This is a genomic window from Pengzhenrongella phosphoraccumulans, assembly GCF_045689905.1.
Taxonomy (GTDB): Bacteria; Actinomycetota; Actinomycetes; order Actinomycetales; family Cellulomonadaceae; genus Pengzhenrongella; species Pengzhenrongella phosphoraccumulans.
Genome location: NZ_CP144210.1, coordinates 991,124 through 1,011,581, shown reverse-complemented (window position 1 = coordinate 1,011,581; position 20,458 = coordinate 991,124). Strand labels below are relative to the sequence as shown.

Below are 20,458 nucleotides of genomic sequence, written 5' to 3'. Positions count from 1 at the left end.
TCATGCGGGCACCGACGGTTCGGGTGTCACGTCCACGGTGGGGGTGGCCTTGATCTGCAGGACCAGCGAGTCGGCGCCCTCGGCCCACTGCTCGCGCGAGCGGATCACGGGGTTGACCTGCATGCCCAGGCGGACCTGCGCTCGGTCGGCGGCGTCGTACACGTCGACCCGGGCGACGTCGCCCACGACGAGCACGTCGACGTCGTTCGGCGGGAGGCCGGGGGTGCCGTGGTAGCGGGCCGCCCACGATCCGTAGATCAACACGCGTTCGGCGCCTGGGAGGTCGAACTCCTGCCCGATGACGGTCTGCGGTCCGAAGGTGCCCTGCAGCAGCTGGGTCAACGGGGCCGCCGACCGGTTGGCGAGATTGGCGCGCAGGAGGCGGGACCTGCCGATGGTGCGGGGTCATGTGAACGCCGGACTGCGCCTGAGCGAACAGCGGGCCGAGGCCCCGGCCCGGGCGTACAGGCGCACTAGCCTCGCCACATGTCGAGCTGGAGTGGCGTTGAGCCGGACTCAAAGCTGGGAACGTCGCTGCGCAAAGGCCAGCGCCGCGCGCTCTACCTGTTCGTGTGCGTTGCGCCGCTCTTCCTCGTGTTGTTCGTCGGCGGAGCCGTGTCCACCATCCGAGACATGAACGGCAGTCTGACCGCGTACTTCGAAGAGGGCACCAAGGCCGGTCCCGCGTGGATGTGGCTGCTGGCGTTCGCGCTCGGATCGATCACCATGGTGAGTGTTGGAGTCTGGGCCGTGTTCGTACTCGTCAAGGACTCGCTTCACCGTCGATCCACCTGACGGGATGAGCCTCGTCCTCGTCATCAGGGCGCGGGGCGTCTCGTCGCCTAGAGGTTCACCGGCGGGACCGGCACGAGACGGCGCTCGTACAGGCGGCCCCGGACCCGCGCCTGCCCGCTCATCGGTTGCGGATGGTTGTGCGGGATCGGCACCGACCATCACCTTCTTCCATTCAGGTCGCCGGCGACCCAGCACGTAGCGACAGCCAAGGGGTCAACTTCGAGAGACCAGGTCTTCTGCGGACGTGCCACCGACCTCCTGACAATATGGAGACATGGAACGTGTTGTGGGGATTGGCGGGTACTTCCTGCGGGCTGTTGACCCCGAGGCCCTCGGAGAGTGGTATCGCGCTTGCCTGGGCTTGGACGCTGACGAGAATGGGTTGTGGCATCAGGCCGCTGGGCCGACGGTTTTCGCGACGTTTGAGTCCGAGACCGACTACTTCGGGTCCCGTACCCAGCAGGCCATGCTCAACTTCCGGGTTCGAGACCTGGACGCGATGCTCGCGCAGCTGCGCGACTTCGGGGCCAACGTTGACCACGAGACGCAGGTCATGGAGGGTGTGGGTCGGTTTGGCTGGGTGACCGATCCTGAGGGGAATCGGATCGAGCTCTGGCAGCCTGCCTGACCGCGTGGCTGGCCCCCGAGTCCGACCGCCATGACACAGGGCGACGTTCCTGCAGTTCAAAGGGTGCCCGCGAAAGGATTCGAATCATAGAAAGGGCGCGGAACCGGAATGAACAGAAATGAACGAAAGTGCTTCTGAACTGCGGGTATGTTGACATTTCTCGTCTGCCGGGGTGAACTGAGTGGGGTCCTGTGGGGCGTCGCTATGACACGGTAATGACACGAGGTGAGCGACAATGGCAGCTCGGAGAGCGGCTTTCGGGCACGTCCGGAAACTCCCGTCCGGGCGGTACCAAGCCCGCTTCACGGTGCCCGGCAGCGTGTGCACCGAGTACGTCAACGCTCCCTCCACCTTCGCCACGAAGGCAAGTGCGACGCTCTGGCTGGCCAAGCAGCGCACCCTGATCGCCGAGGGCAAGATCGACCCGACCACCGTCAACATCGCGTTCGGCGACTACGCCCAGACGTGGTTGGCCGGTCGCCGGCTCAAGTCGTCCACGCGGGTGCTCTACGACCGGCAGCTGCAGCGCGCGCTGCTGCCGAAGTGGGGTGGGTGGAAGCTCAGGGAGATCACGCCCGCCCAGGTGCGCGCCTGGTACACCACGCTCCTGCCCGACAAGCCCACCGAGCGTGCTCACCTGTACGGCCTGCTGCGCACGATCCTCATCACCGCGTGGCGTGAGGACCTGATCTCCTCGAGCCCGTGCCGCATCGCGGGGGCGGGCACCTCTCGGCGCGCGAAAGCGATCCGACCGGCGAGCCTGGCCGAGCTTCAAGTCTTGGCTGCGCACATTGAGGAGCCGTGGCGGCCGATGATCCTGCTCGGCGCGTGGTGCGCCCTGCGGTTCGGCGAGGTGACCGAACTGAGACGTCATGACATCTCCCTCGCCGACGGCGTCGTCCGCGTGGAGCGGGGCGTCACCTGGCTCACGGGTGCGCCGGTCGTCGATACACCCAAGACCGAGGCGGGGGCGCGCGACGTCGTCATCCCGCCCCACCTGCTCCCGATGCTCACCGAGCACCTCGCGAAGTTCGTCGGGCCTGAACCAACTGCACTGCTGTTCCCGGTCGCGACGGGCGGTGACCTCCAGATTTCGCCGCACCGGTTCCGGTCGCACTTCACGCGGGCCAAGGTCGCGGCCGGTCGGCCAGATCTCACCTTCCATGCGTTGCGCCACACAGGGGCGGTGCTCGCGGCGGCGTCCGGGGCGACCGTTGCGGAGCTCATGGCTCGACTCGGCCACACCAGCGCGCAGATGGCCATGCGCTACCAGCACGCCGCCGCGGATCGCGACCGCGTCATCGCGGAGGCGCTCTCTCGCCTTGCCACCGCCGGGTGATGACCGTCGAGCCGAGGCAGGCTCCCGGGGCTCGGCGGAGCCGCCTCGCCCCGCGTCCAACTGGCGTGCGTGTCGGGTCAGAAGCTCGAGAGCGTCGGCAGAAGTTGCTGGGCGGCACGGAGAAGGTGCTCGGCGTCGGAGATCGCTGTGACCGCCTCGCCGGGTGTGGTGGTCTCGCCCGGTCCGGTGGGGTATTCGAGCTCGTTCCTCCGGCGGCGCATCGCGCCGAACGATCGGAACCCGTCGCCGAACTGGGCGCGGAGGGCGACCTCGACGACGTAGTGCCCGCCCGACGTCGTGGGACGAAGTCCTTGCTGGGCGAGCAGCGTCGTGGCGGCGTACCGGGTGGCGTCGTACGCGAGGACGAATGCGCTGTCGGGGTCGTCCTGAGCGATCTCGCTCGCGGTCGCTACGGTTCGCGCAGCGCGCTCGAGCAGGTGCTTGCCGTTGGCTTGCCCGCCGGCGACCTGCTGGAGCTGCTTGCTGGCGATGAGCTGCTCGATCTCGGCTTCGCCCCGTGGCCAGCGGCTCATGCGGGCACCGACGGTTCTGGTGTGACGTCCAGGGTGGGGGAGACCTTGATCTGCAGGACCAGTGAGTCGGCATCCTCGGCCCACTGCTCGGGCGTGCGGATGACGGGGTTGACCTGCATGCCCAGGCGGACCTGAGCCCGGTCGGCGGCGTCGTACACGTCGGCCCGGTCGACGTCGCCGACGACGAGCACGTCGACGTCGTGCGGCGGGAGGCCGGGGGTGCCGTGGTATCGGGCCGCCCACGATCCGTAGATCAACACGCACTCGACGGCGGGGAGGGCGAACTCCTGCCCGATGACGGTCTGCGGTCCGAAGGTGCCCTGCAGCAGCTGGGTCAACGGGGCCGCCGACCGGTTGGCGAGATTGGCGCGCAGGAGGCGGGACCGGCCGATGGTTCGGTCCTGGAGGATGCCCGCCTCGACCAGGCGCTGGGCCTCGCGCTGCAGCGTGGTCAGCGGCACGCCGAGGCGCGTGGCGAGGCCGGTGAGGGTGTATTCGTCCTCGGGGTGCAGGAACAGCCAGGCGAGCATTGCTGCCTGGTGCTGGGACCGGAAGATCGGCAGAAGCGCCGGGGCTTCACTACGCATAGATGGAAGGTATCACCCGTCTATGCGTAGTGGAAGGGCAGAGTCAGGGCGGTCGGATCGCCCTCAGGCCAAACCTGTCGACCTGAGGGTCCCTGAGCCGGCACCCGGGGGAGCCAGTCCAGCAGTGTCGGCGCGACGCCGGTCAGCGCCAACTACGTGGTGTTCACTCCCCCGCCGACAGGAGCGCGAGGTAGCCGTCACGGGGCCCGTCGCGCGGAGCCCCGAACCCGTCGACTTCGAACATGAGCGCCAACATGCACCCGGCTGTGACCATCACGCCGACTGCGGCGAGGCCGCCGACGGCAACGGAGCGGGCGACACGTGAACCTCGGGCACAGTTGGGCCGCGTCCAAGTCGAGCCCGAGCCGTGCCGTCGGCGCTTGGATCACCTGGTCAAGCAGACCGTCCTTGTTGACGTCCTCGGCGGAGGCGACAGTTTCACGCACATGCGCCGCGACCGGACCCACTCGCACGGGCGACTCGGTCGATCCGCCCTGAGTTGGCGGTCCGAGACCGAAGGTACGCGGAGCATGACCGAGGAGGCTTCCGAGGTGATCAGATTCATCCCGTCGCGCTCGTCCCCTGACGCTGGCTCAACGCCTGCTATCCGTTGCTTCCGAATCAGAACGCGAGGACGAGGGCCAGTGGTTGCGGTTCGAGTTGGCCCGACCACGTGCCGGTCAGTACGCCCGTCTCCTCGTCGTCGGCGGCGAGTGCACTCGCACGGTGCACCGGGAGTCCGTCGGGGGTCAGTACGCGCAAGATCACGAGTCGCAGCAGACCTGCCATCACAACGGTCGAGCGCTGCTCGTTCCTCATCGACACGCTTTCGATCGACGCCAGCGTCTGTGCCACTCCGTTCGTGCGGCTGCCGACGACGAGAGCGGTCGGCGCGCGCAGAATCAGTTGACCGTCAGTGTCGATGTACTGGTCGGCGTGACTGCCGCCGGTGAGCGCGGCGGTCGCAAGCGCCGCCAGGTAGGCGGGATCTCCGGCTGCGTCGTATACCCACCGCTGCCCCAGCACCGAGTGCTGCATCGTGCCGATGAGCGATGCGTCACCGCCGTTGAGCGGCGCCCCGCGATAGGTCAGGGGCACCTGCAACACCGGACCGTCCCCGACCCGCACGAGCAGGGTCTCGATCCCGACCTCGCCTTCGGGATCGTCGAAGCGGAACGACGCGATGCTCACCAGACCAGCGTCGGTGTTGCCTTCGAACCACGGTTGGGTCGGCAACCAGCCGGCAACCAGTTCGAGCTTGGTCGGCCGCAGCTCGGCCCGGTACAGGATCGCCATGGGACCGATGCTATCGACGGCGTGCCGGCGTCCGAGGGGCTGTCAGGACGTACCCGGGGGACCGTGTGTCGATCAGGCGGTCTCGAGCACGTCTTCCGAACCGGCGAAGTCGCTGATCGCCTCGACGCTCGTCGGGGCTTCTGTGCGCTTCCGGTTGAGCGACCTCAACGAGCGTCACTTGGCGACCGCCAAGTGGTGTGGTCACGCCGAGGTTTGCCGCGCTTGGAGCGTCCGCGCGGCACGGCTGTGCTTGACTCGGTGAGGTGACGCGGAGATGGCTGTTCGGTGACCAGCTCGGCCCGCACTTCCTTGATGGCACCGACCAGCAGGTGCTGATGGTCGAGGCGCGCGGGGTCTTTGCCCGTCGAAGGTTCCATCGGGCGAAGGCGCACCTGGTGCTCTCCGCGATGCGTCATCGGGCTGCCGAGTTGGGAGACAGGTGCAGCTATGTGCGCGCTGAGACCTATGCGGAAGCGCTCGATGTCGTCGATGAGCCGCTGAGCGTCTGCCATCCGACCTCGCATGCGGCCTTGCGGTTCGTCCAGGCCCGGGGCGACATCGAGGTGGTGCCAGCGCGGGGTTTCGCCACGTCCACCGAGGACTTCGACCGATGGGTGCAGTCTCGGGGGCGGGGGCGACTGGTGATGGGCGACTTCTACCGGGACACTCGCCGTCGGCTGGGGATCTTGATGGAGGGCGAGGAACCTGCGGGAGGTAGGTGGAGCTACGACGCCGACAACCAGGAGCCACCGCCTCGTTCGGCGTCGCTCGGTGTTCCCGAGCCCTGCTGGCCGACGGAGGACCAGATCGACGCCGAGGTCCGGTGCGACCTCGACCGTTGGGAGCGGGACGGGCACGTCGCGTTCCTCGGGTCAGATGGTCCGCGGCGGTTCGCTGCCACCCGCGGTGAGTCGTTGGCCGGTCTTGATGACTTCCTCAACCATCGGCTGACCGGTTTCGGGCCGCACGAGGACGCGATGTTGTCCGGCGACCCGTGGATGGCGCACTCTTTGCTGTCCGCGCCGTTGAACCTGGGCCTGCTCGACCCGGTCGAGGTGATCGCCCGGGCGCAGGACGCCTACCGCAGGGGTCTCGCCCCGCTGGGGTCGGTCGAGGGTTTCATCCGGCAGATCATCGGTTGGCGCGAGTTCGTCTGGCACCTGTACTGGCACCTACCGCCGTCGTATCGCACGCGTAACGAGCTGCAGGCGCGGAACCCGATGCCGGCCTGGTTCGCTGACCTCGATGCGGAATCGGTTGACGCGGCCTGCCTGTCCGATGCCCTGAGCGGTGTACGTGACCGCGGCTGGGTGCACCACATCCCGCGGCTGATGGTGCTAGGGAACTACGCGATGCAGCGCGGGTGGGACCCTACGGAGGTCACTGATTGGTTCCACCGGGCGTTCGTCGACGGCTACGACTGGGTCATGGTGCCCAACGTGGTCGGAATGTCGCAGTTTGCCGACGGTGGACTGATGGCCACCAAGCCGTACGCCGCCGGTGGCGCCTACATCAACCGGATGAGCAACTACTGCTCCACCTGCGTCTATGACCCGAAGAAGCGAGTTGGCGGCGATGCTTGCCCCTTCACCGCTGGGTACTGGGCGTTCCTGCACCGAAATAGGGAGCGGCTGGCCACGAACCCTCGCATGGCCCAGGCCCTCAGTGGCCTGGACCGACTCAGCGACCTTGATGCGGTGATCGATCAAGAAGCCGCCCGCGGGCCCGCCGCACCCTGACGCGACGCTCGCGGTCCCCATGAGCGACTGATCGCCCGCTTGTCTCATCTTGGTGTTGCCACCTTCCGACCAGGTGTACTCGCAGGGGAGATAGAACGACGTCGGGTTGCGCTCCCGCGGTTCGAGTCGCACGCTGAGCCGGTGCCAGACCGCCCCCGCCCGCTCTCGGGCCGCCGCGGCGCGGTGACCGGGTCGCGCCAATCGAAGACGTGCGCGTCGTGCGGGCGGCAGATTGCCTGGCGTCGAGCGTGGGAGCTTCACTGGGAGCAGGTCCGCTACTGCTCGCAGTCCTGCCGCGCGCGACGCGTTACCGACTCCGATCGCGCCCTCGAGCGGGTGATCCTCGACCTGCTCGCCGCTCGACCGCGAGGTGCAACCATCTGCCCGAGCGAGGCTGCCCGCGTCGTGGGTGGCGCCGATGAGGCGCTGTGGCGGCCGTTGATGGAGCCGGCCAGGGCCGCCGCGCGTCGTTTGGTGGCCGGTGGTCAGGCCGAGATCACCCAGGGCGGCCGGGTTGTCGACCCGTCCACGGCGCGGGGCCCGGTTCGGGTTCGCCGGGTGACCCGCGGGTGAGCGCCGACCTTGTCCTGCCGGTGCCGAGCCTGGGGCCGGACGCCGCTGCTGCTTGGGTGGGTGCCCACCTCGGTGACCTCACCGACGGCCACGTCGGTGTGAGCCCGGCCTTTCGCGGTGGCCAGCGTGCTGCGGACCAGCGGCTGGCAGCGTTCGACGTCGCGGGCTATGCCGCGCGGCGCAACGAAGTCTGGCCGATCGACCGGCGGGGTTCATCGGCGCTCTCGCCGTACGTGCGTCACGGACTCATCAAACTTCCCTCGTTGTGGGCTCACGTGGGCGATGGACCGGCTCGAGATGTGGCGAAGTATCGATACGAGCTGTTGTGGCAGGAGTACGCACGGCACGTCTACGCCCGGTTCGGCACCGCAATGACTGGGGCCGCACGATTCGTGGTCTCGGGTCGCACGGTTGGCGGCCCCCCGCCGGCCGACGTCGGCTGGCCTCGCGACATGGCCTGCCTCGAGCTCACCGTCGGCGAGCTCGAGCGCGACGGTTGGGTGCCCAACCAAGCGAGAATGTGGCTGGCCTCGCACTGGACGGTCCGCGCCCACCTCGGCTGGCGGGACGGGGAGGACCTGTTCTTCCGCCACCTGCTCGACGGCTCGCGCGCGGCCAACCGGCTCGGGTGGGCCTGGACCGTGGGTGTGGGCACCGGCAAGCCCTACGGCTTCTCCCGCCAGCAAGTTGAGAACCGCGCGCCCGGGCTCTGCGCACAGTGCGCGCTCAACCGCGACTGCCCGGTGGGGTCGTGGCCGCACGCCCCCGCTCCCGAGCGGGCCACTGACGTAGACCCGCGCTGGCGACACGACCCCGACCTTGCCGCCACCACCGGGCCGACCGCGCCCCGCCGAGATGGAGCGGGCGCGGCAGAGATCGTGTGGCTCACGGCGGAGTCGCTCGGCGACGACGATCCCGCCCTGCTCGCGCACCCCGACGTTCCGGCGGTGTTCGTGTTCGACATGCCGTTGTTGGCGCGACTGCGACTGGACTCGCGGCGACTGGTGTTGACCGCCGCGTCAGGTGAGGATGGCGGCGTCATCGTCGGTGAGGACGTTTTGGGGGCAAGGCTGAACCCCGCCGGTTGGTGTGCCGGCGGGGTTCGTGGTCGTGGTGTCGCGTTGGTGGTCAGTCTGTCGTGACCTCGGTGACTGCCGCGCGGGCGGAGGACTCATCGACGATGGTCTTGTTGGTCGCGAACGCTGCGACGAGGGCTTGGACGGCGAGGTTGTTCACCGCGCGGGGCAGGCCGCGGCTGACTTGGTGGATCAGGGCGGTCGCGTCGTCGCTGAACAGGGTGTCGGACCGCCCGGCGAGCTTGAGGTGGTGGATCAGGTACGTCTTGGTCTCGCCCGCGTCCATGCCGGTCATGGCGTAGCGCAGCGCGATTCTCTGGTCCAGCGCGGCGAATGTGCCGAGCTTGATCCGCCGGCGCAGGGTGGGCTGCCCGACGAGCAGGCAGGCGAACGGGCTGTGACTATCCATGTCCGCGTTCGTCAGGAGCCTCAGTTCCTCGAGCTGGTCGGCGCCCAGGAGGTGGGCTTCGTCCAGGACGAGGACCACGCCCCGGCCGCGTTCGTGTTCCTCGGCGGCGAGCAGGTCGCACGTCTGTGGGATCAGGGATGCTTTGTGGAACCTGGGGGTGCCGCCCAGTGCGGTGACGATCCCGGCGTAGAGGCCGCGGGCCCCGACGGCGGGGTTCGCGAGGTAGATCACGGTGGTCCGGCTGGCGTCGAGACCGGCCAGGGCGGCGCGGATCGCGACGGTCTTGCCGGCGCCGACCTCTCCGGTGATCACCCCCAGGGCCCGTTCCGATACGCACCATCCGATCCGCGCGACGGCCTCGGCGTGGGCGGTGTGGCGGTGCAGCATCTGGGGTGCGAGACCTCGCCCGAATGGCATCCGGGTGAAGCCGTAGTGGGCTTGCAGGTTCTCGATCGTCATCGCGGGTCCTCATCGCTGTCGTGGTCGGGGGTGAAGCCGGTGAAGCCCGTCAGGTCGGCGAGGTCGAGCTGTCCGGGCAGCACGCCGGTCGGCAGGTTGGCGTGCAGTTCGGCGCGCATGGATGCCAGGTCGGCCTCGACGGCGCGCACGTAGGCGGTGTTGCGTTCGGTAGCGGCGCTGAACGGCCCGTCTCCGAACGGCCTGTCTCCGACGAGGGTCGCGTCGCTGGCGATGCTTTCGGCGAGGTCACGGCCCTGGTTGGCGGTGGGCAGGTCGGTGTAGTTGATGCGGGTGGCCAGGACCTGGGCGTGGCGGTCGGCGACCAGGGCGAGGTAGTCGATGCCGGTGGCGGTTGGCGGGGCCGGGGCGATCTCGGGGTGCGCGGCGGGGTGGATGTGGCGGGAGATCTTGTGCGGGATCGCGGTGCCCATCGGGCGGCCCTGGAAGCGGACGTCCAAGGTGGTCAGGTCGAACGGGTCGAAGACGACCTCGATGCGGCGTCCGACCAGGGCAGCGTCGACCTCGTAGGTGTTGCCGTGCAGGGAGAACGTCGCGGTCTTGGTCACCGTGCGCCGTGCCGACCACAAGAACGCCTCGCGCAACGCGGCCGGGCTCGGCAGGGCTGGTGGGCCGGGCGCGAGGAACCGTTCCATGGGCGCTTGACCCGTCTCGCTGTGAACTCGCGGGTGGTAGACGGTCTCGACCCACCCGGCGAACAGTTCATTCATCCGGGTCAGGTCCCCGACGCCGGCCAGGGCGCCGGGTGCGGTGAGCTCGACGAGGAACTGCTCGCGGACGGTCCTGAAGAATCGTTCGATCTTTCCGCGCCCGGCGGGCTGGCCGGGTTTGGAGTGCGTGAGGCGGATCCCCAGACACGCCAACGCTCGCATCAGCGGCGCGGCCACGAACGCGGAGCCGTTGTCGACGTATACGACGCCCGGGACGCCGCGGGCGGCCAGGCCCGCGCGCAGCGCCGCCTCCAGGCGCACGGTGTCTTCGCTGTGGCCCCACCGGTAGCCCACGATGGCCCGGGAGTGGTCGTCGATGAACGCGAACAGGTACGTCTTGCGCCCACCGACGACCGGGCCGTGCAGAGCGTCACCGGTCCACCGGTCATTGGGTGCCGCGGCCTCGAACCTGCCGAACGACTTCGGGGCCATCCCGTCGGGGCGGGTATTGAGCTCTAACCGCACGAAGTGGCGCTGCAACGTCCGCTCCGAGGGCGCCGTGCCGGCGTGGGCGGCCAAGATCGCACCGACCTGCGCGGCCGTGCGGGCCGGGACCTCCCGCTTCAACGCTGCGGCCAGCGCGAGGACCCCGCCCGGGGTGCGGGGCTCGGCGTAACGAGCAGCCGGCACCAACGCATCGAAGCCGCCCGCGCGCCAGGCCCGGATCCACCGGTCCAGGGTGACCCGGGAGACCACCACCCGTGCCCCGAACGGGCCCGTGTGCTCGGTCGCGGCGAGCTCGCGCACGAGGATGCCGCGCTGGCGGGTGCTCAACGCCGGATCCGCCGGCTCCCGGATCAGCGCGTAACGGAACAGCCCGATGTCACGGGCCCTTTCAGCGCGAGCGTCTTGCGCCTGGTCGTGCTGTGTCATCGGTGCCTCCAGCTGCTCGGTGACCACGGCGTGATCAACAAGGCGCAGACTCCCGGACCCACCAAGCCCCGCCCAGGGTCAACTCGTGTTGGTCACCGCCCACCCACCGGCAACGGACCGAGCAGCAGTCCGCCGCTGGCCGCGGACGCGAACTGCCACGGCGGGCGCGGCCCGAACCTTCTGGCCGCAGCGGCCGCAGCCAGGCCCAGCACCTCCACCGCATCGCCAAGCACGCACGTGCGCACGGCGACCGGACCGGTCAGCGGATCCAGGGCATGCAGCAGACCGGTGAACGACACCCACCACCCGTGGGCCCGGGCCGTGAACCGGCGCAACCAGCCCCGCACCGTGCTCACCGGCCGACCCAACGCCGTCGCGATCGGCCGATGCCCCGCCCCGCCGGCCTTGGCCACCAGTGCCGCGCCGATCACGACCGCGCTATCAGCACGACGCACCAGCATCGAGGCGCTGATCAGCACATGCGTTACCCCGCACCCCGGACACGACGAACGACGCGGACGCACCACGAGCACCGCCGCGCCCCCGTTGTCACCGCGGATGTGACGGGTCCGGGCATGGCCCCAGGGCCTGAGCTCACCGGCGCACCCCGGACAACGCAGCACGCCACGACGCAGGAGTCGGTCGACCTCGAGCGGGTCCGTACCTACGATCAGCAACGGGTGCCTCCAAGCACCAAGCGACGGCCCTCCCATCCGGCCAAGGATTAGGGGAGGGCCGTTGCGCTTCCATGGACGTCGTCACGCTCTCGTCGCCAACGAAAAAAGGCAACCCCGCAGGGCTGCCCAAAACGCGTCATCACCGTCAGCGACGCCAACCCATCCCCACGTCGTCAGCCACGGCGTCGCTCAACAACTGGTGTTCCTCACCGAGACGCTCGCCGATCTCGCCAGTCGTCGCGAGGTGCGGATCCTGCGTGGCGACCCGCGATCGGCGCTCACCGGGCTCCGGCTCGCCACGACGTTCGCGCCGGTGCCCGGCTGGCGGGCGCGCTCCGCCGTGGTGCGGCCCGTCATGGTGTACCCCTGGCCCTGGCTGGTGCCACCCCACGCCGGCCCGATCGGCTCATTCACCGCCTGGCGCGCCGCAGGCCAGGCGTAGCTCACCGGTTGCCGTGCGGCTCGCAAGAGCGCTGGAGGGCGTGCTGCTCGGCCGGGACGTCGTCCTCCCGGGTTGTGGCTCGTTCCCCGCAGGCTCAGTTCTGGGTGGCGAGCAGCTCTGGCGGGACGTCCTTGGATATAACCGAGCAGTGCCAGCGCGACTCGACCCAGCGGGCTCCGGATCGCTTCCAGATCAGCGTGGCGATGCAGTCGAACGTTGCGGTGAACGGCCCGACGGTCAGCGTCTGGCGGAACTCGAGCACCCCGTACCCCAGGTCGGCGCCCGCGCGGGCGTCGTAGGCGAGCACCTGGCTGTCCGTGGCAGCGCCCATGGTGTCCAGCGTAGAGAAGAGGGTGTGAAACCAGTCTTCCCATTCGGGCCGGGTGCGGATGGGCACGGCCGCGCCGTCGGGCGCGACATCGACGATGCCGAAGTCGTCGTCGCACAGGTCGGCGAGCGCATCGAAGTCGTGGTCCCGGACGCACCGCAGCAGGGTGAGAGTCTCCGCGAAGAACGCCTTGCCGACGTGCTCGGCTGGCGGCCGGTCCAGCGGAGACTGGGTGGACCGGGCCGGGGGCTGGGCGTGGGGCGTGTTGACGTCGCCGATGTCGGTCATGGGGCCAGTGTGCACCGTGGGCATCGAGATTCGGGGCTCTTCGCCGGCCGACGCTGGTCGCGCGTTAGGACCTCTGGAACCGTTCGATGTCCTTGGTGAAGGCGGCAATGTCCGCGTCGTCGAGGGTGGGTCGGGTCTGGTTGAGTGCGTCGAGGTAGACGTCGGTGCTCGGGCGCACCCGGGCGCCGGAGTCGAGGCTGGCCTCGAACGTGTACTGGGCTACGAGCTGGGTGGCGTGGCCGATGTCCGCGGGGGTCAGCCCGGCGCTGGCCGCGACCAGAACCTCGACATCAACGTCGAGGCCCGCCTGCCCATCGGTGGCGCGGTGCCACAGGGCCGAGCGCGCCTGGGCGTCGGGCGGGCCGATCGGGATGACGTAGTCGAACCGCCCGTGCCGCAGGAAGGCGCCATCCAGTCTGGCAATGCTGTTCGTAGCGCACACGAGAAGCCGTTGGGGCCGTTCGCGGAAAGCGACGATCGACTTCAGCAGCTCATTGACCACGCCCACGTCGACGCGAGCCTGCTCGCGGTCGGCGGCGATCTCCTCGACCTCGTCGATAAAGACCAGCACGTGCTCCATCCGCGCAACAGCGGCGAACGCCTCGGAAAGCCCGCCGGCCAGACCGCTCGCCGACCCGGCCAGCCGTGACGGGAACAACTCCACGAACGGCCATCCCAGCCTGCTCGCGATGGCCCGGGCGAACGTCGTCTTGCCTGTGCCTGGCGGACCGAACAGCATGACCGCACGCGGGGCACGCAAGCCGTGCTCCTCGGCGAGGGACGCGTGGGACAGCGGCAGCACGATCCGGCGCTCGATGAGCTGCTTCTCCAGCGACATCCCCTGCACCTGCTGCCACAAGTTGGGCGGTGGGACGGCGCCACCCAGGGAAGCAGCGGTCTCGACGTCACCGGCTCGCAGCTGCTCCAGCTTCTCGAACCACACGATGTCCTCACGCTCGGCGAAACCGGAGTTCCGCAGCGCGTCGCTCCCGGTCTCACCGGCGGGCAGAGCACAGCTCAGGCGACGCGCCCCTGCGGCCACCAGGCGCTGCTCGAGCAGCGCCAACAATTGACTGCCCAGGCCCTGGCCGCGCCACTGCGGGTGCAACGCGATGCGCAGCACCCAGCCACGGTCGCCGTCGACGCGTCCCACCGCGGTCCCCACCAACCGGCCGCCGGACTCCGCCGCGACCGCCGGCTGACCGGAGACAAGGCTCGCCACGACCTCCGACAGGGGGAACAGCGGCCGTTGGTCCACCGACGACGACGCGGCGTCGAGGCCGACAGCTTCCTCCAGGTCGTCGTCGGTCAGGTCACGCAGCCGCCACCCCGTCATGATGCCCTCCAGTACGCCCGTGCGATGGGTTGCCTCCCCGCGGGCGTCCTGGGCTCATCGGGTCGGGGGCGGTGCAGGGGCCCCGCGCGCCGGCCCGGGGCCAATGTTGCGCAGCATCTGGCTCATCAGGGGGAGGTCCATCCCGATGTCCTTGTTGGTCCACGGGCTGGCCAGGCACATCACGACGGTCTGGAGCCGGTGCCGCCGCGCTGGCCCCGGCGGCGATCTCGGTCAAACTGACCCGCGCCGCCGGAACCCTGGCCTCGAGATTGTCGTATCGGCTGCTCAGGTGCGGTCGAGCTTGATCGGGGAGTCGAGCGTCGTGAGCTCGGCATCGAGGCCTGCGTCGATCGCCTGCTCCTTCGACTTAGCGAGCGCGATCGCGAGGACGAGCAGCCCGAACAGGGGCTTGGCGAGCACGTCGGCGATGGAGTAGCCGACCTGACGGACGACCTCGGCCTGGGCGGGGTCGCTGATGAACGAGGGGGACAGGTAGGCCAGCGGGTACACGCCCCAGGTGATGAGGATGATGTAGCGCAGGCCGTCCACGAGTGTGCGCACCCCGGCCGGCTGGCGCCCGAGCGAGCGGCCGAGCTCCACGAAGAGCACGTACAGGATGTACAGGAACGGGATGGTCGAGGCGATCCCGTAGAAGGTGCGTTCGGCGGACCCGACGGCGGCGATCTCGCCGGGGTACCCGAGGGCGATCATCGCGACCGCGGCGACGCTGAGTCGGATGAGCAGGCTGCGGGTCGTGGCCTTGGCCAGCTTGAGCACGATGACCAGCTCGGTCAGCAGCAGGGGCACCGTCAGGAGCCAGTCGACGTACCGGTAGGCCTCGTTGAACGGTGCGCCGTCCTGGACGTAGCTGCCGTCGACGTACGAGAACGCGTCTTCCCACGATCCGAAGATCCGGACGTAGTGGTACAGGGCGATCGCGACCACGACGGTCGAGATCGTGACGGCAAGCTGGTTGGCCGGGCGGACCTGGTTGCGGACCAGCAGGAAGAAGATGAAGGCCGCCCCCATCGAGGCGATGACGAAGGAGAAGGCGTTGTACACGAGGGAGAACTGCCCCGCGGTCAGCACGAGCATGGGATCCATCAGTGGCTCCTTGGGAAGTGTCCTGGCGGCTGCCCGGACCCGGTGGAGTCATCTCTACCAGTTCAGTCCATTTTAGTCTAGATATGTGTTCAATCTCATTCGTCGCTATCATCGGCGGGTGGTCGACCCTCCTTCACTGCCGCTGCGGGACGCAGCCGACGAGCTCGGCGTGCACTACCAGACGGCCTACAAGTGGGTGACGTCAGGCGCCCTGCCCGCCACGATGGTCCGCGGGCGCTACGTCATCGACCGCGCGGACCTGGTGGAGTTCGCGCGGCATCGAGACGAGCCTGCAGCGCCGCGGGCGGGGAGGTCGGCGCACCGGCCTGAGCACCTGGACAAGGAGGCCGAGCGTCTGCATGTCGCGCTCGTCGCGGGCGATGAGTCGGCTGCCCGCCGGATCGCCACAACGCTGATCGAGAAGGGGGTGCCGCTCGCCACCGTGCTGCAGGACGTGCTCTCCCCGGCGCTACGCCGGATCGGGGCGGCCTGGCGTGCCGGGGAATCCTCCATCTGGGTCGAGCACCGAGCCTCGGCCATCGTCGAGCGACTGCTCGGTCACGTCCAGCGGGAAACCCGGGGGCGACGTCGGGGCACCGTCGTGGTGGCGGCGATGTCGGGCGACCTGCACAGCCTGCCCTCGGCCATGGCGGCCGCCGCGCTGCGCGAAGACAACTGGGCCGTGCAGCACCTCGGTAGCGACGTTCCCGCTGAGGAGCTGCTGCGCTTTTGTGCCGAGCACGACGTCGATCTCGCCGTCATCACCGCAACGACCGACGACGTCGCGCCGGCCGCCGAACGCGCCGCGGCCGAGCTGCGGGCTATCGGGATCGCGACCCTTGTGGGGGGTGCCGGTCGCACGCTCGGTGAGCTGCGGATCGAGGCCCGAGCGGCCGTGGGTGGCAAGGGACCGTTCGGGCGCCCGAACGCCGAACACAGGGGCGCGCGCGAAAGGCCCATGCCCCGCGACCCGGGCACCCCGCAGTCTTCGGGATGAATCCCGAACTGCGTCCCATACGCACTTGCGAGTCGGATCCTCGGCTCGCGCTGGGTGCAACTCGGGCGCGGCGAGCATCGGGCGGGGGTCAACGGCCGGCTGTGTCGAGGGTGTCGTGGCGGTCGCTCGTGGCGATGCCGGGTTCGGCTTTGTGTCTGCCGTCGAACTGGCACCAGCACCGCGACGGCACCGCGGTCGCCTCGGGCTCGGGCCCCATCATGATCCGTCGAAGGGGCCACCGGGTGGATGTCGTGCTGCGCCACGGCGGCTCGAGGGACGGGCGCCCCAGGAGGTATCCCTGGGCGCACGGCAGCGCGGCTCGATCGCCCATCACCGCTCGGAGCCTGTCGAGCAGGCCGCGCAGCACGCCCCGGTCCGGCTCGCTCATCACGCCGGCCGGTGTGGTGGGCAGCAGCACCGACACCGCGGGGTGCCCGGTCGCGCGCAAAGGTGCGGCCACCAGATCGGCTGGTGGCGGGCTGGGGACGTGCCGAGGTTCGGTCCAACGTCCAAGAGGGGCGGGGCGGGTACCTCCGGTGGGTGACTTGCCAACCGAAGGTCTCTCCCAGCCGGAGCCCGCTGCACCGGGCCCCGGGGGGCCGTCCTGACGACGCAGCGCTCGGGGATACTCCCCTTCGTCGAACAAGAACGGTGAAGCCTGCTTCATGCGATGTGGCAAGTCCCCGGGTATCGCGCGACGCCTCGAGTGGTGGACAAGTGAGCAGCTGCCCGGTGGCGGGCCGGTGTACTCGATGTGAGAATCCGAGAACCATTCCTGATGCGAGGAGAGCTCCCATGATCGTGCAGCAGATGAACAAGCTCGGTATCTCCAGTGACATCCTGCAGGTCGCCGGTTTCGTCTCGATCGTCGCCTCCATCGCGACCTGGCGGATGGCCAAGGGATCCGGGGACATCGCGCACGCTGAGCGATTCGGCATCTTCGTCGGGTTGTGGGCGCCGACGTTCTTCGCTCTGGCCGGGCAGCTGGCACACGCGGAGGACCACGACCAGAGCGCCGCCACCGCCTGAACGTAAAGGCCCACCTGACGCCGAACACTCGGGCCAACCTGGTCCGGGCACCGATGCCTGAGCCAGGCCAGTCACGGAGGATGGACGCCAGGTCGGTCCTGTGATGGACACCAGGGGGCCCAGGGGCGGACGGGACCCTGAGGCGGCGTCAGGCGCCATCGCCGGCCGAGGTCTGAGCCCGGGTGGAGATTCGCAGGTCGAGGCAACTGACGCGGACGTCGGCGACGGTTTTCGCGCCGGGAGCGAGGACGCACTGCGGGAGACCTACCGGCGCTGGTCCCAGCTGGTCTACTCGGCTGCGTTGCGATCGGTGGACAATTCCGATGATGCCGCCGAGATCACCGCCGAGGTCTTCCTCGAGGCATGGCGGGGGCGAACCGCATACTTGCCCACGGCGCTGAGCCTGCCCGGATGGTTGCTGACCATAACCCGGCGACGAGTCCTGGGCCGGGATCAGACCCGGCCCCCTGGTGCTGCGGCGCATGCGGCCCTGGGCCTCGTCGGCGCGCAGACCGACGAGGTGGCCTGCGACTTCGACCGGGTCGCTGGCACGATCCTGGTCGCCAGCGAGCTCGATCGCCTAGCTGAGCCCGCCCGGCAGGTCATGCGGCTGGCCGTCTACGACAACCTCACCCACCGTCAGATTGCCGAGCGGCTCGATATGCCGACCATTTCCGTCCGCAGCCACCTGCGAGAGTCGCTGTGCCGACTGCGTGCCGCCGTCTCGACTAGCGACGCGGCACGCTAGTCCGACCGTCTTCGAGCTCTGGGCCGCGGGGATCGCCCGGAGGTGATGACTGCGGCTCGCCCCAAGAACGACGTGGGCACCGTGCTCGAACTCATCTCGTTCCTGTCCGCAGCGACGAACTCGATGACCACCGACGCCGGACTCACGCTCTAGACGATCGCCTCGCTCGCCGACAACACCCGCAACGTCCGCAGCGGCGACATCACCTTCATGACGATCCCGAATGGTCCGGACCCTGCCGATCACGACCGGGTTGTCTGGACGGCCTCGTCCGACGCTATCTGGTGGATTGAGGTGCAGGACCTGCCGATCGTCGCCACGGAAGAGCCCGCCGCCCCGGCCGCTCCGAGCACCACCGGACCCGTCTCCACGCCGATACCGACGTCAACCAAGACCGCCGGTCGGGAGCCGTTTACGGGCGCCGACACCACCGCCGTATGCGAATGACCGTCCCGCGAGTTGCCCAGCCAGAGCCCCTGCCTCGCGGAGCACTCGCTCGCTACCTCGAAGCACGCCAACCTGCACGCCCGGGATCAGTTGAGCGGCCGGCTCGGCAGCTATCGACGGCCAAGATGCGCGTCGGAGATCAGGCGACTGCGCGGTGGCAACGCTAGGGCGTTGTCCATCGACGCAGGATCTTGGCGACGGCCGGGACGTCGACGAGTTCGCCGCGAGCGATGACCATGATGGTCTCGAATGGGGAATCCTCGACGATCCGCACGGTCCGGCCGTTAAATTCATAGAACGTGACGACGCCGAACCAGCCGAGCCGCTTGTTCCCGTCCACCAGCGCGTGATTGAGCACGAGGGAGAGCAGCAGCGCGGCCGCCTTGTCATCCAGCGTCGGGTACGCGTCCTGCCCGAACACCACCGCGCGCGGCCGAGCGAGCGCCGACTCCAGCAGCCCGTAGTCCCGGACCTCGGGTGCGTGGCCCAGGAACAGCTCCGCGGCGATGAGGAGATCTTCGAACTCGAGGTAGTCGAGACTCACCCCTGCGCCAGCCGGTCAAGGAGCTCGGCGTCCCGGTCCATGATCTTCGCGAGGATCTCGTCACGACGACGGTTCCGCTCCGAGGTGTAGCGCTCGATCGCATCCGCGGCGACCGCCTGCATCGACCGCTGCTCGCGTTCGGCGGTCACGCGGAGAGCTTCTTGCTGGACGTCGGTGAGACGGAGTGTCATAGCCACACGCCGATGATACCAACGTGGTACCACGCGGGGAAGTGGTGACGAGAGTCGCGTTGCCACGTCGACGTCCGACTGCGAATCAAGGCGCCAACCACGCGCTGGTTGACGACAGCTTTGCGTCGTTGGCGCGGTACCTGTCATGACCGTCGATGATGGGGTTGTGCAGATTGATGTGCTCAGCGTGGCGTTGGGGGCTTTCGAACTCGGAGACGTGGACGTCTCGATCACGCCCGGCGCCCGGGGCGCGCAGGGCCAGGTGTGGCGGTTGGCAACGAAGACACGGGCGTTCGCCCTCAAACAGGCGTTTGCGGGTGCACCTTCCGCGACCGCGAGCGCGAGGGTGGAGGCTGAGATCGCCTTTGCGCAGCGCGTCGCCTCGGCGGGAGTCCGGTTGCCGACGAGTCATCTCGATCGGACCGGGCGGTACGTGGTGCCGCTCACGGGTGGGGGGTGGCTTCGGCTCTACGACTGGGTCGAACTGCGGCCCGCCGACCTCACTGCCGCCGCTGACGCGCTCGGTGTACTTCTCGCCCGGTTGCACCGGGGTGCCCCAGCGGCGGACCAAGAGCCGGGAGGTGGGCCACCGGACCCTTGGTACGAGGTTCCGCCAGAGCGGCACGAGTGGGAACCTCTGGTGATCGCCGCCGATGAAGCGGACAGACCCTGGGCAGCGCGGCTGGCCGCGGCGGTGGACGGCCTTCCCTCCCTACAGGCGCTGCTTTCTTCGAGCGACCCGACCGGTCTGCGGGTCTGCCACCGCGACTTGCATCCCGGCAACGTGCTCGCCGATGCGGACGGTGAGCTCGTCGTCGTGGACTGGGAAGCGCTCGGGCCCGCCGAGCCGGCCAGAGAGCTCGCCCGCGCACTGGTGGCCTTCTTTCACGACGGCCGTCCCGACCTTGAGTCGATGCGGTCGGCGTACCGGTCGTACGTCGCGGCGGGCGGGCCGGCACGACTGTGTTCGACCGCCGACTTCACCATGCTGATCGCCGCCCATTTGAACTTCCTGAACCTGCAAGTACGTGTCGCGCTCGACCCGACGGCTCTCAAACGCGACCGCATCTGGGCCGAGCTCGAGGTCGATGAGGCGTTACGCACCCTGCCCACACCTGATCTGACGGCCCGAGTCCTCGATGCCCTCCTGTCCCACGGGGCGTTGCGGGCTGATTCGAGTGGGTGGCCCTCTTCAGGACCGCCGGCACCCCACTGACAAGACCTCCCGCTGGGTAACGACAGCTAGCCGCTGGGCAAGGTCCTCTGCTTGGCCCATTGGAGCACACAGCTTC

At 69.1% G+C, this 20,458-nt stretch carries 25 protein-coding genes; 12 read left to right on the top strand and 13 right to left on the bottom strand.

Annotation, left to right across the window (positions count from 1 at the left end; all coding sequences use genetic code 11):
* Positions 1–342 (bottom strand): hypothetical protein, encoded by a 342-nt coding sequence (locus VTA80_RS04785; protein ID WP_407344261.1) that lies wholly within the window; start codon positions 340–342, stop codon positions 1–3.
* Between the two features lie 144 nt (positions 343–486).
* Here VTA80_RS04785 and VTA80_RS04780 point away from each other — a divergent pair, with 144 nt between their 5' ends.
* The 3 genes from VTA80_RS04780 to VTA80_RS04770 all read left to right on the top strand — a co-directional run bounded on the left by VTA80_RS04780 (position 487) and on the right by VTA80_RS04770 (position 2,762).
* A complete protein-coding gene (locus tag VTA80_RS04780) occupies positions 487–795 on the top strand; it encodes a hypothetical protein (protein ID WP_407344259.1) in 309 nt (102 codons plus the stop codon).
* 274 nt (positions 796–1,069) lie between these two features.
* Positions 1,070–1,423: a VOC family protein gene (locus tag VTA80_RS04775; protein WP_407344258.1), complete on the top strand. Its 354-nt coding sequence runs from the start codon at positions 1,070–1,072 to the stop codon at positions 1,421–1,423.
* A gap of 235 nt (positions 1,424–1,658) precedes the next feature.
* Positions 1,659–2,762 carry a tyrosine-type recombinase/integrase gene (locus VTA80_RS04770; protein WP_407344257.1) on the top strand — a complete coding sequence of 368 codons (1,104 nt, stop codon included), beginning with the start codon at positions 1,659–1,661 and terminating at the stop codon, positions 2,760–2,762.
* A 77-nt stretch (positions 2,763–2,839) separates the two neighbouring features.
* Here VTA80_RS04770 and VTA80_RS04765 read toward each other — a convergent pair whose 3' ends face one another.
* From VTA80_RS04765 to VTA80_RS04755, 3 genes are all read right to left on the bottom strand, one after another.
* Entirely contained in the window at positions 2,840–3,295 is a 456-nt protein-coding gene (locus tag VTA80_RS04765) for a hypothetical protein (RefSeq protein ID WP_407344256.1), read from the bottom strand.
* Positions 3,292–3,882, bottom strand: coding sequence for a winged helix-turn-helix domain-containing protein (locus VTA80_RS04760; RefSeq protein ID WP_407344255.1), 591 nt, complete (start codon positions 3,880–3,882; stop codon positions 3,292–3,294). The genes VTA80_RS04765 and VTA80_RS04760 overlap by 4 nt, the downstream gene beginning before the upstream one ends.
* Before the next feature lie 621 nt (positions 3,883–4,503).
* A complete protein-coding gene (locus VTA80_RS04755) occupies positions 4,504–5,178 on the bottom strand; it encodes a CG0192-related protein (protein ID WP_407344254.1) in 675 nt (224 codons plus the stop codon).
* A gap of 263 nt (positions 5,179–5,441) precedes the next feature.
* Here VTA80_RS04755 and VTA80_RS04750 point away from each other — a divergent pair, with 263 nt between their 5' ends.
* The 3 genes from VTA80_RS04750 to VTA80_RS04740 all read left to right on the top strand — a co-directional run bounded on the left by VTA80_RS04750 (position 5,442) and on the right by VTA80_RS04740 (position 8,632).
* Positions 5,442–6,917: a cryptochrome/photolyase family protein gene (locus VTA80_RS04750; RefSeq protein WP_407344253.1), complete on the top strand. Its 1,476-nt coding sequence runs from the start codon at positions 5,442–5,444 to the stop codon at positions 6,915–6,917.
* Positions 6,918–7,058: 141 nt separating this feature from the next.
* Positions 7,059–7,490, top strand: coding sequence for a DUF3253 domain-containing protein (locus VTA80_RS04745; protein WP_407344252.1), 432 nt, complete (start codon positions 7,059–7,061; stop codon positions 7,488–7,490).
* A complete protein-coding gene (locus tag VTA80_RS04740) occupies positions 7,487–8,632 on the top strand; it encodes an FAD-binding domain-containing protein (RefSeq protein ID WP_407344251.1) in 1,146 nt (381 codons plus the stop codon). Before VTA80_RS04745 ends, VTA80_RS04740 begins: the two co-directional genes overlap by 4 nt.
* Here VTA80_RS04740 and VTA80_RS04735 read toward each other — a convergent pair.
* From VTA80_RS04735 to VTA80_RS04725, 3 genes are all read right to left on the bottom strand, one after another.
* Complete coding sequence (locus tag VTA80_RS04735; RefSeq protein WP_407342803.1) at positions 8,619–9,434, bottom strand: ExeA family protein; 816 nt, start codon at positions 9,432–9,434, stop codon at positions 8,619–8,621. The two genes, VTA80_RS04740 and VTA80_RS04735, sit on opposite strands and share 14 nt — an antisense overlap.
* On the bottom strand, positions 9,431–11,035 hold the full coding sequence (locus VTA80_RS04730; RefSeq protein WP_407342804.1) for a DDE-type integrase/transposase/recombinase: 1,605 nt from the start codon (positions 11,033–11,035) through the stop codon (positions 9,431–9,433). The genes VTA80_RS04735 and VTA80_RS04730 overlap by 4 nt, the downstream gene beginning before the upstream one ends.
* Before the next feature lie 92 nt (positions 11,036–11,127).
* On the bottom strand, positions 11,128–11,496 hold the full coding sequence (locus VTA80_RS04725) for a hypothetical protein (RefSeq protein ID WP_407342805.1): 369 nt from the start codon (positions 11,494–11,496) through the stop codon (positions 11,128–11,130).
* A gap of 415 nt (positions 11,497–11,911) precedes the next feature.
* Here VTA80_RS04725 and VTA80_RS04720 point away from each other — a divergent pair, with 415 nt between their 5' ends.
* Entirely contained in the window at positions 11,912–12,154 is a 243-nt protein-coding gene (locus VTA80_RS04720; protein WP_407344250.1) for a hypothetical protein, read from the top strand.
* A 94-nt stretch (positions 12,155–12,248) separates the two neighbouring features.
* Here the strand turns inward: VTA80_RS04720 and VTA80_RS04715 are convergent, their stop codons facing one another.
* The 3 genes from VTA80_RS04715 to VTA80_RS04705 all read right to left on the bottom strand — a co-directional run bounded on the left by VTA80_RS04715 (position 12,249) and on the right by VTA80_RS04705 (position 15,210).
* The gene (locus tag VTA80_RS04715) at positions 12,249–12,770 is read right to left on the bottom strand and encodes a nuclear transport factor 2 family protein (protein ID WP_407344249.1); all 522 of its coding nucleotides are present in this window, start codon (positions 12,768–12,770) and stop codon (positions 12,249–12,251) included.
* Between the two features lie 64 nt (positions 12,771–12,834).
* The gene (locus VTA80_RS04710) at positions 12,835–14,106 is read right to left on the bottom strand and encodes an ATP-binding protein (RefSeq protein WP_407344248.1); all 1,272 of its coding nucleotides are present in this window, start codon (positions 14,104–14,106) and stop codon (positions 12,835–12,837) included.
* Positions 14,107–14,391: 285 nt separating this feature from the next.
* A complete protein-coding gene (locus tag VTA80_RS04705; RefSeq protein WP_407344247.1) occupies positions 14,392–15,210 on the bottom strand; it encodes a bacteriorhodopsin-like in 819 nt (272 codons plus the stop codon).
* Between the two features lie 118 nt (positions 15,211–15,328).
* Here VTA80_RS04705 and VTA80_RS04700 point away from each other — a divergent pair, with 118 nt between their 5' ends.
* Positions 15,329–16,207, top strand: coding sequence for a B12-binding domain-containing protein (locus VTA80_RS04700; protein ID WP_407344246.1), 879 nt, complete (start codon positions 15,329–15,331; stop codon positions 16,205–16,207).
* A gap of 88 nt (positions 16,208–16,295) precedes the next feature.
* Here the strand turns inward: VTA80_RS04700 and VTA80_RS04695 are convergent, their stop codons facing one another.
* Positions 16,296–16,667, bottom strand: a complete 372-nt coding sequence (locus VTA80_RS04695; protein ID WP_407344245.1) for a hypothetical protein — start codon at positions 16,665–16,667, stop codon at positions 16,296–16,298.
* 335 nt (positions 16,668–17,002) lie between these two features.
* Between VTA80_RS04695 and VTA80_RS04690 the strand changes: the two genes are divergently transcribed.
* The 3 genes from VTA80_RS04690 to VTA80_RS04680 all read left to right on the top strand — a co-directional run bounded on the left by VTA80_RS04690 (position 17,003) and on the right by VTA80_RS04680 (position 18,431).
* Positions 17,003–17,236 carry a hypothetical protein gene (locus VTA80_RS04690; RefSeq protein WP_407344244.1) on the top strand — a complete coding sequence of 78 codons (234 nt, stop codon included), beginning with the start codon at positions 17,003–17,005 and terminating at the stop codon, positions 17,234–17,236.
* A gap of 103 nt (positions 17,237–17,339) precedes the next feature.
* On the top strand, positions 17,340–17,984 hold the full coding sequence (locus tag VTA80_RS04685; protein ID WP_407345688.1) for an RNA polymerase sigma factor: 645 nt from the start codon (positions 17,340–17,342) through the stop codon (positions 17,982–17,984).
* Positions 17,985–18,194: 210 nt separating this feature from the next.
* The gene (locus VTA80_RS04680; protein WP_407344243.1) at positions 18,195–18,431 is read left to right on the top strand and encodes a hypothetical protein; all 237 of its coding nucleotides are present in this window, start codon (positions 18,195–18,197) and stop codon (positions 18,429–18,431) included.
* 163 nt (positions 18,432–18,594) lie between these two features.
* Here VTA80_RS04680 and VTA80_RS04675 read toward each other — a convergent pair whose 3' ends face one another.
* Together VTA80_RS04675 and VTA80_RS04670 are read right to left on the bottom strand one after the other, a co-directional pair.
* Positions 18,595–18,975 (bottom strand): type II toxin-antitoxin system death-on-curing family toxin, encoded by a 381-nt coding sequence (locus tag VTA80_RS04675; RefSeq protein WP_407344242.1) that lies wholly within the window; start codon positions 18,973–18,975, stop codon positions 18,595–18,597.
* Positions 18,972–19,172, bottom strand: coding sequence for a hypothetical protein (locus VTA80_RS04670; RefSeq protein ID WP_407344241.1), 201 nt, complete (start codon positions 19,170–19,172; stop codon positions 18,972–18,974). Before VTA80_RS04670 ends, VTA80_RS04675 begins: the two co-directional genes overlap by 4 nt.
* A gap of 139 nt (positions 19,173–19,311) precedes the next feature.
* Here VTA80_RS04670 and VTA80_RS04665 point away from each other — a divergent pair, with 139 nt between their 5' ends.
* A complete protein-coding gene (locus VTA80_RS04665; RefSeq protein WP_407344240.1) occupies positions 19,312–20,382 on the top strand; it encodes a phosphotransferase enzyme family protein in 1,071 nt (356 codons plus the stop codon).
* Positions 20,383–20,458: the final 76 nt, after the last annotated feature.

What these genes read in the sequence shown, in the direction of transcription:
- VTA80_RS04685 (WP_407345688.1), top strand. Translation starts at nt 17,340, where the DNA reads ATGGACACCAGGGGGCCCAGGGGCGGACGGGACCCTGAGGCGGCGTCA.
- VTA80_RS04760 (WP_407344255.1), bottom strand. Translation starts at nt 3,882, where the DNA reads ATGCGTAGTGAAGCCCCGGCGCTTCTGCCGATCTTCCGGTCCCAGCAC.
- VTA80_RS04690 (WP_407344244.1), top strand. Translation starts at nt 17,003, where the DNA reads ATGATCGTGCAGCAGATGAACAAGCTCGGTATCTCCAGTGACATCCTG.
- VTA80_RS04725 (WP_407342805.1), bottom strand. Translation starts at nt 11,496, where the DNA reads ATGCTGGTGCGTCGTGCTGATAGCGCGGTCGTGATCGGCGCGGCACTG.
- VTA80_RS04715 (WP_407344249.1), bottom strand. Translation starts at nt 12,770, where the DNA reads ATGACCGACATCGGCGACGTCAACACGCCCCACGCCCAGCCCCCGGCC.
- VTA80_RS04705 (WP_407344247.1), bottom strand. Translation starts at nt 15,210, where the DNA reads ATGGATCCCATGCTCGTGCTGACCGCGGGGCAGTTCTCCCTCGTGTAC.
- VTA80_RS04780 (WP_407344259.1), top strand. Translation starts at nt 487, where the DNA reads ATGTCGAGCTGGAGTGGCGTTGAGCCGGACTCAAAGCTGGGAACGTCG.
- VTA80_RS04730 (WP_407342804.1), bottom strand. Translation starts at nt 11,035, where the DNA reads ATGACACAGCACGACCAGGCGCAAGACGCTCGCGCTGAAAGGGCCCGT.
- VTA80_RS04665 (WP_407344240.1), top strand. Translation starts at nt 19,312, where the DNA reads ATGACCGTCGATGATGGGGTTGTGCAGATTGATGTGCTCAGCGTGGCG.
- VTA80_RS04765 (WP_407344256.1), bottom strand. Translation starts at nt 3,295, where the DNA reads ATGAGCCGCTGGCCACGGGGCGAAGCCGAGATCGAGCAGCTCATCGCC.
- VTA80_RS04755 (WP_407344254.1), bottom strand. Translation starts at nt 5,178, where the DNA reads ATGGCGATCCTGTACCGGGCCGAGCTGCGGCCGACCAAGCTCGAACTG.
- VTA80_RS04770 (WP_407344257.1), top strand. Translation starts at nt 1,659, where the DNA reads ATGGCAGCTCGGAGAGCGGCTTTCGGGCACGTCCGGAAACTCCCGTCC.
- VTA80_RS04710 (WP_407344248.1), bottom strand. Translation starts at nt 14,106, where the DNA reads ATGACGGGGTGGCGGCTGCGTGACCTGACCGACGACGACCTGGAGGAA.
- VTA80_RS04735 (WP_407342803.1), bottom strand. Translation starts at nt 9,434, where the DNA reads ATGACGATCGAGAACCTGCAAGCCCACTACGGCTTCACCCGGATGCCA.
- VTA80_RS04680 (WP_407344243.1), top strand. Translation starts at nt 18,195, where the DNA reads ATGACGATCCCGAATGGTCCGGACCCTGCCGATCACGACCGGGTTGTC.
- VTA80_RS04775 (WP_407344258.1), top strand. Translation starts at nt 1,070, where the DNA reads ATGGAACGTGTTGTGGGGATTGGCGGGTACTTCCTGCGGGCTGTTGAC.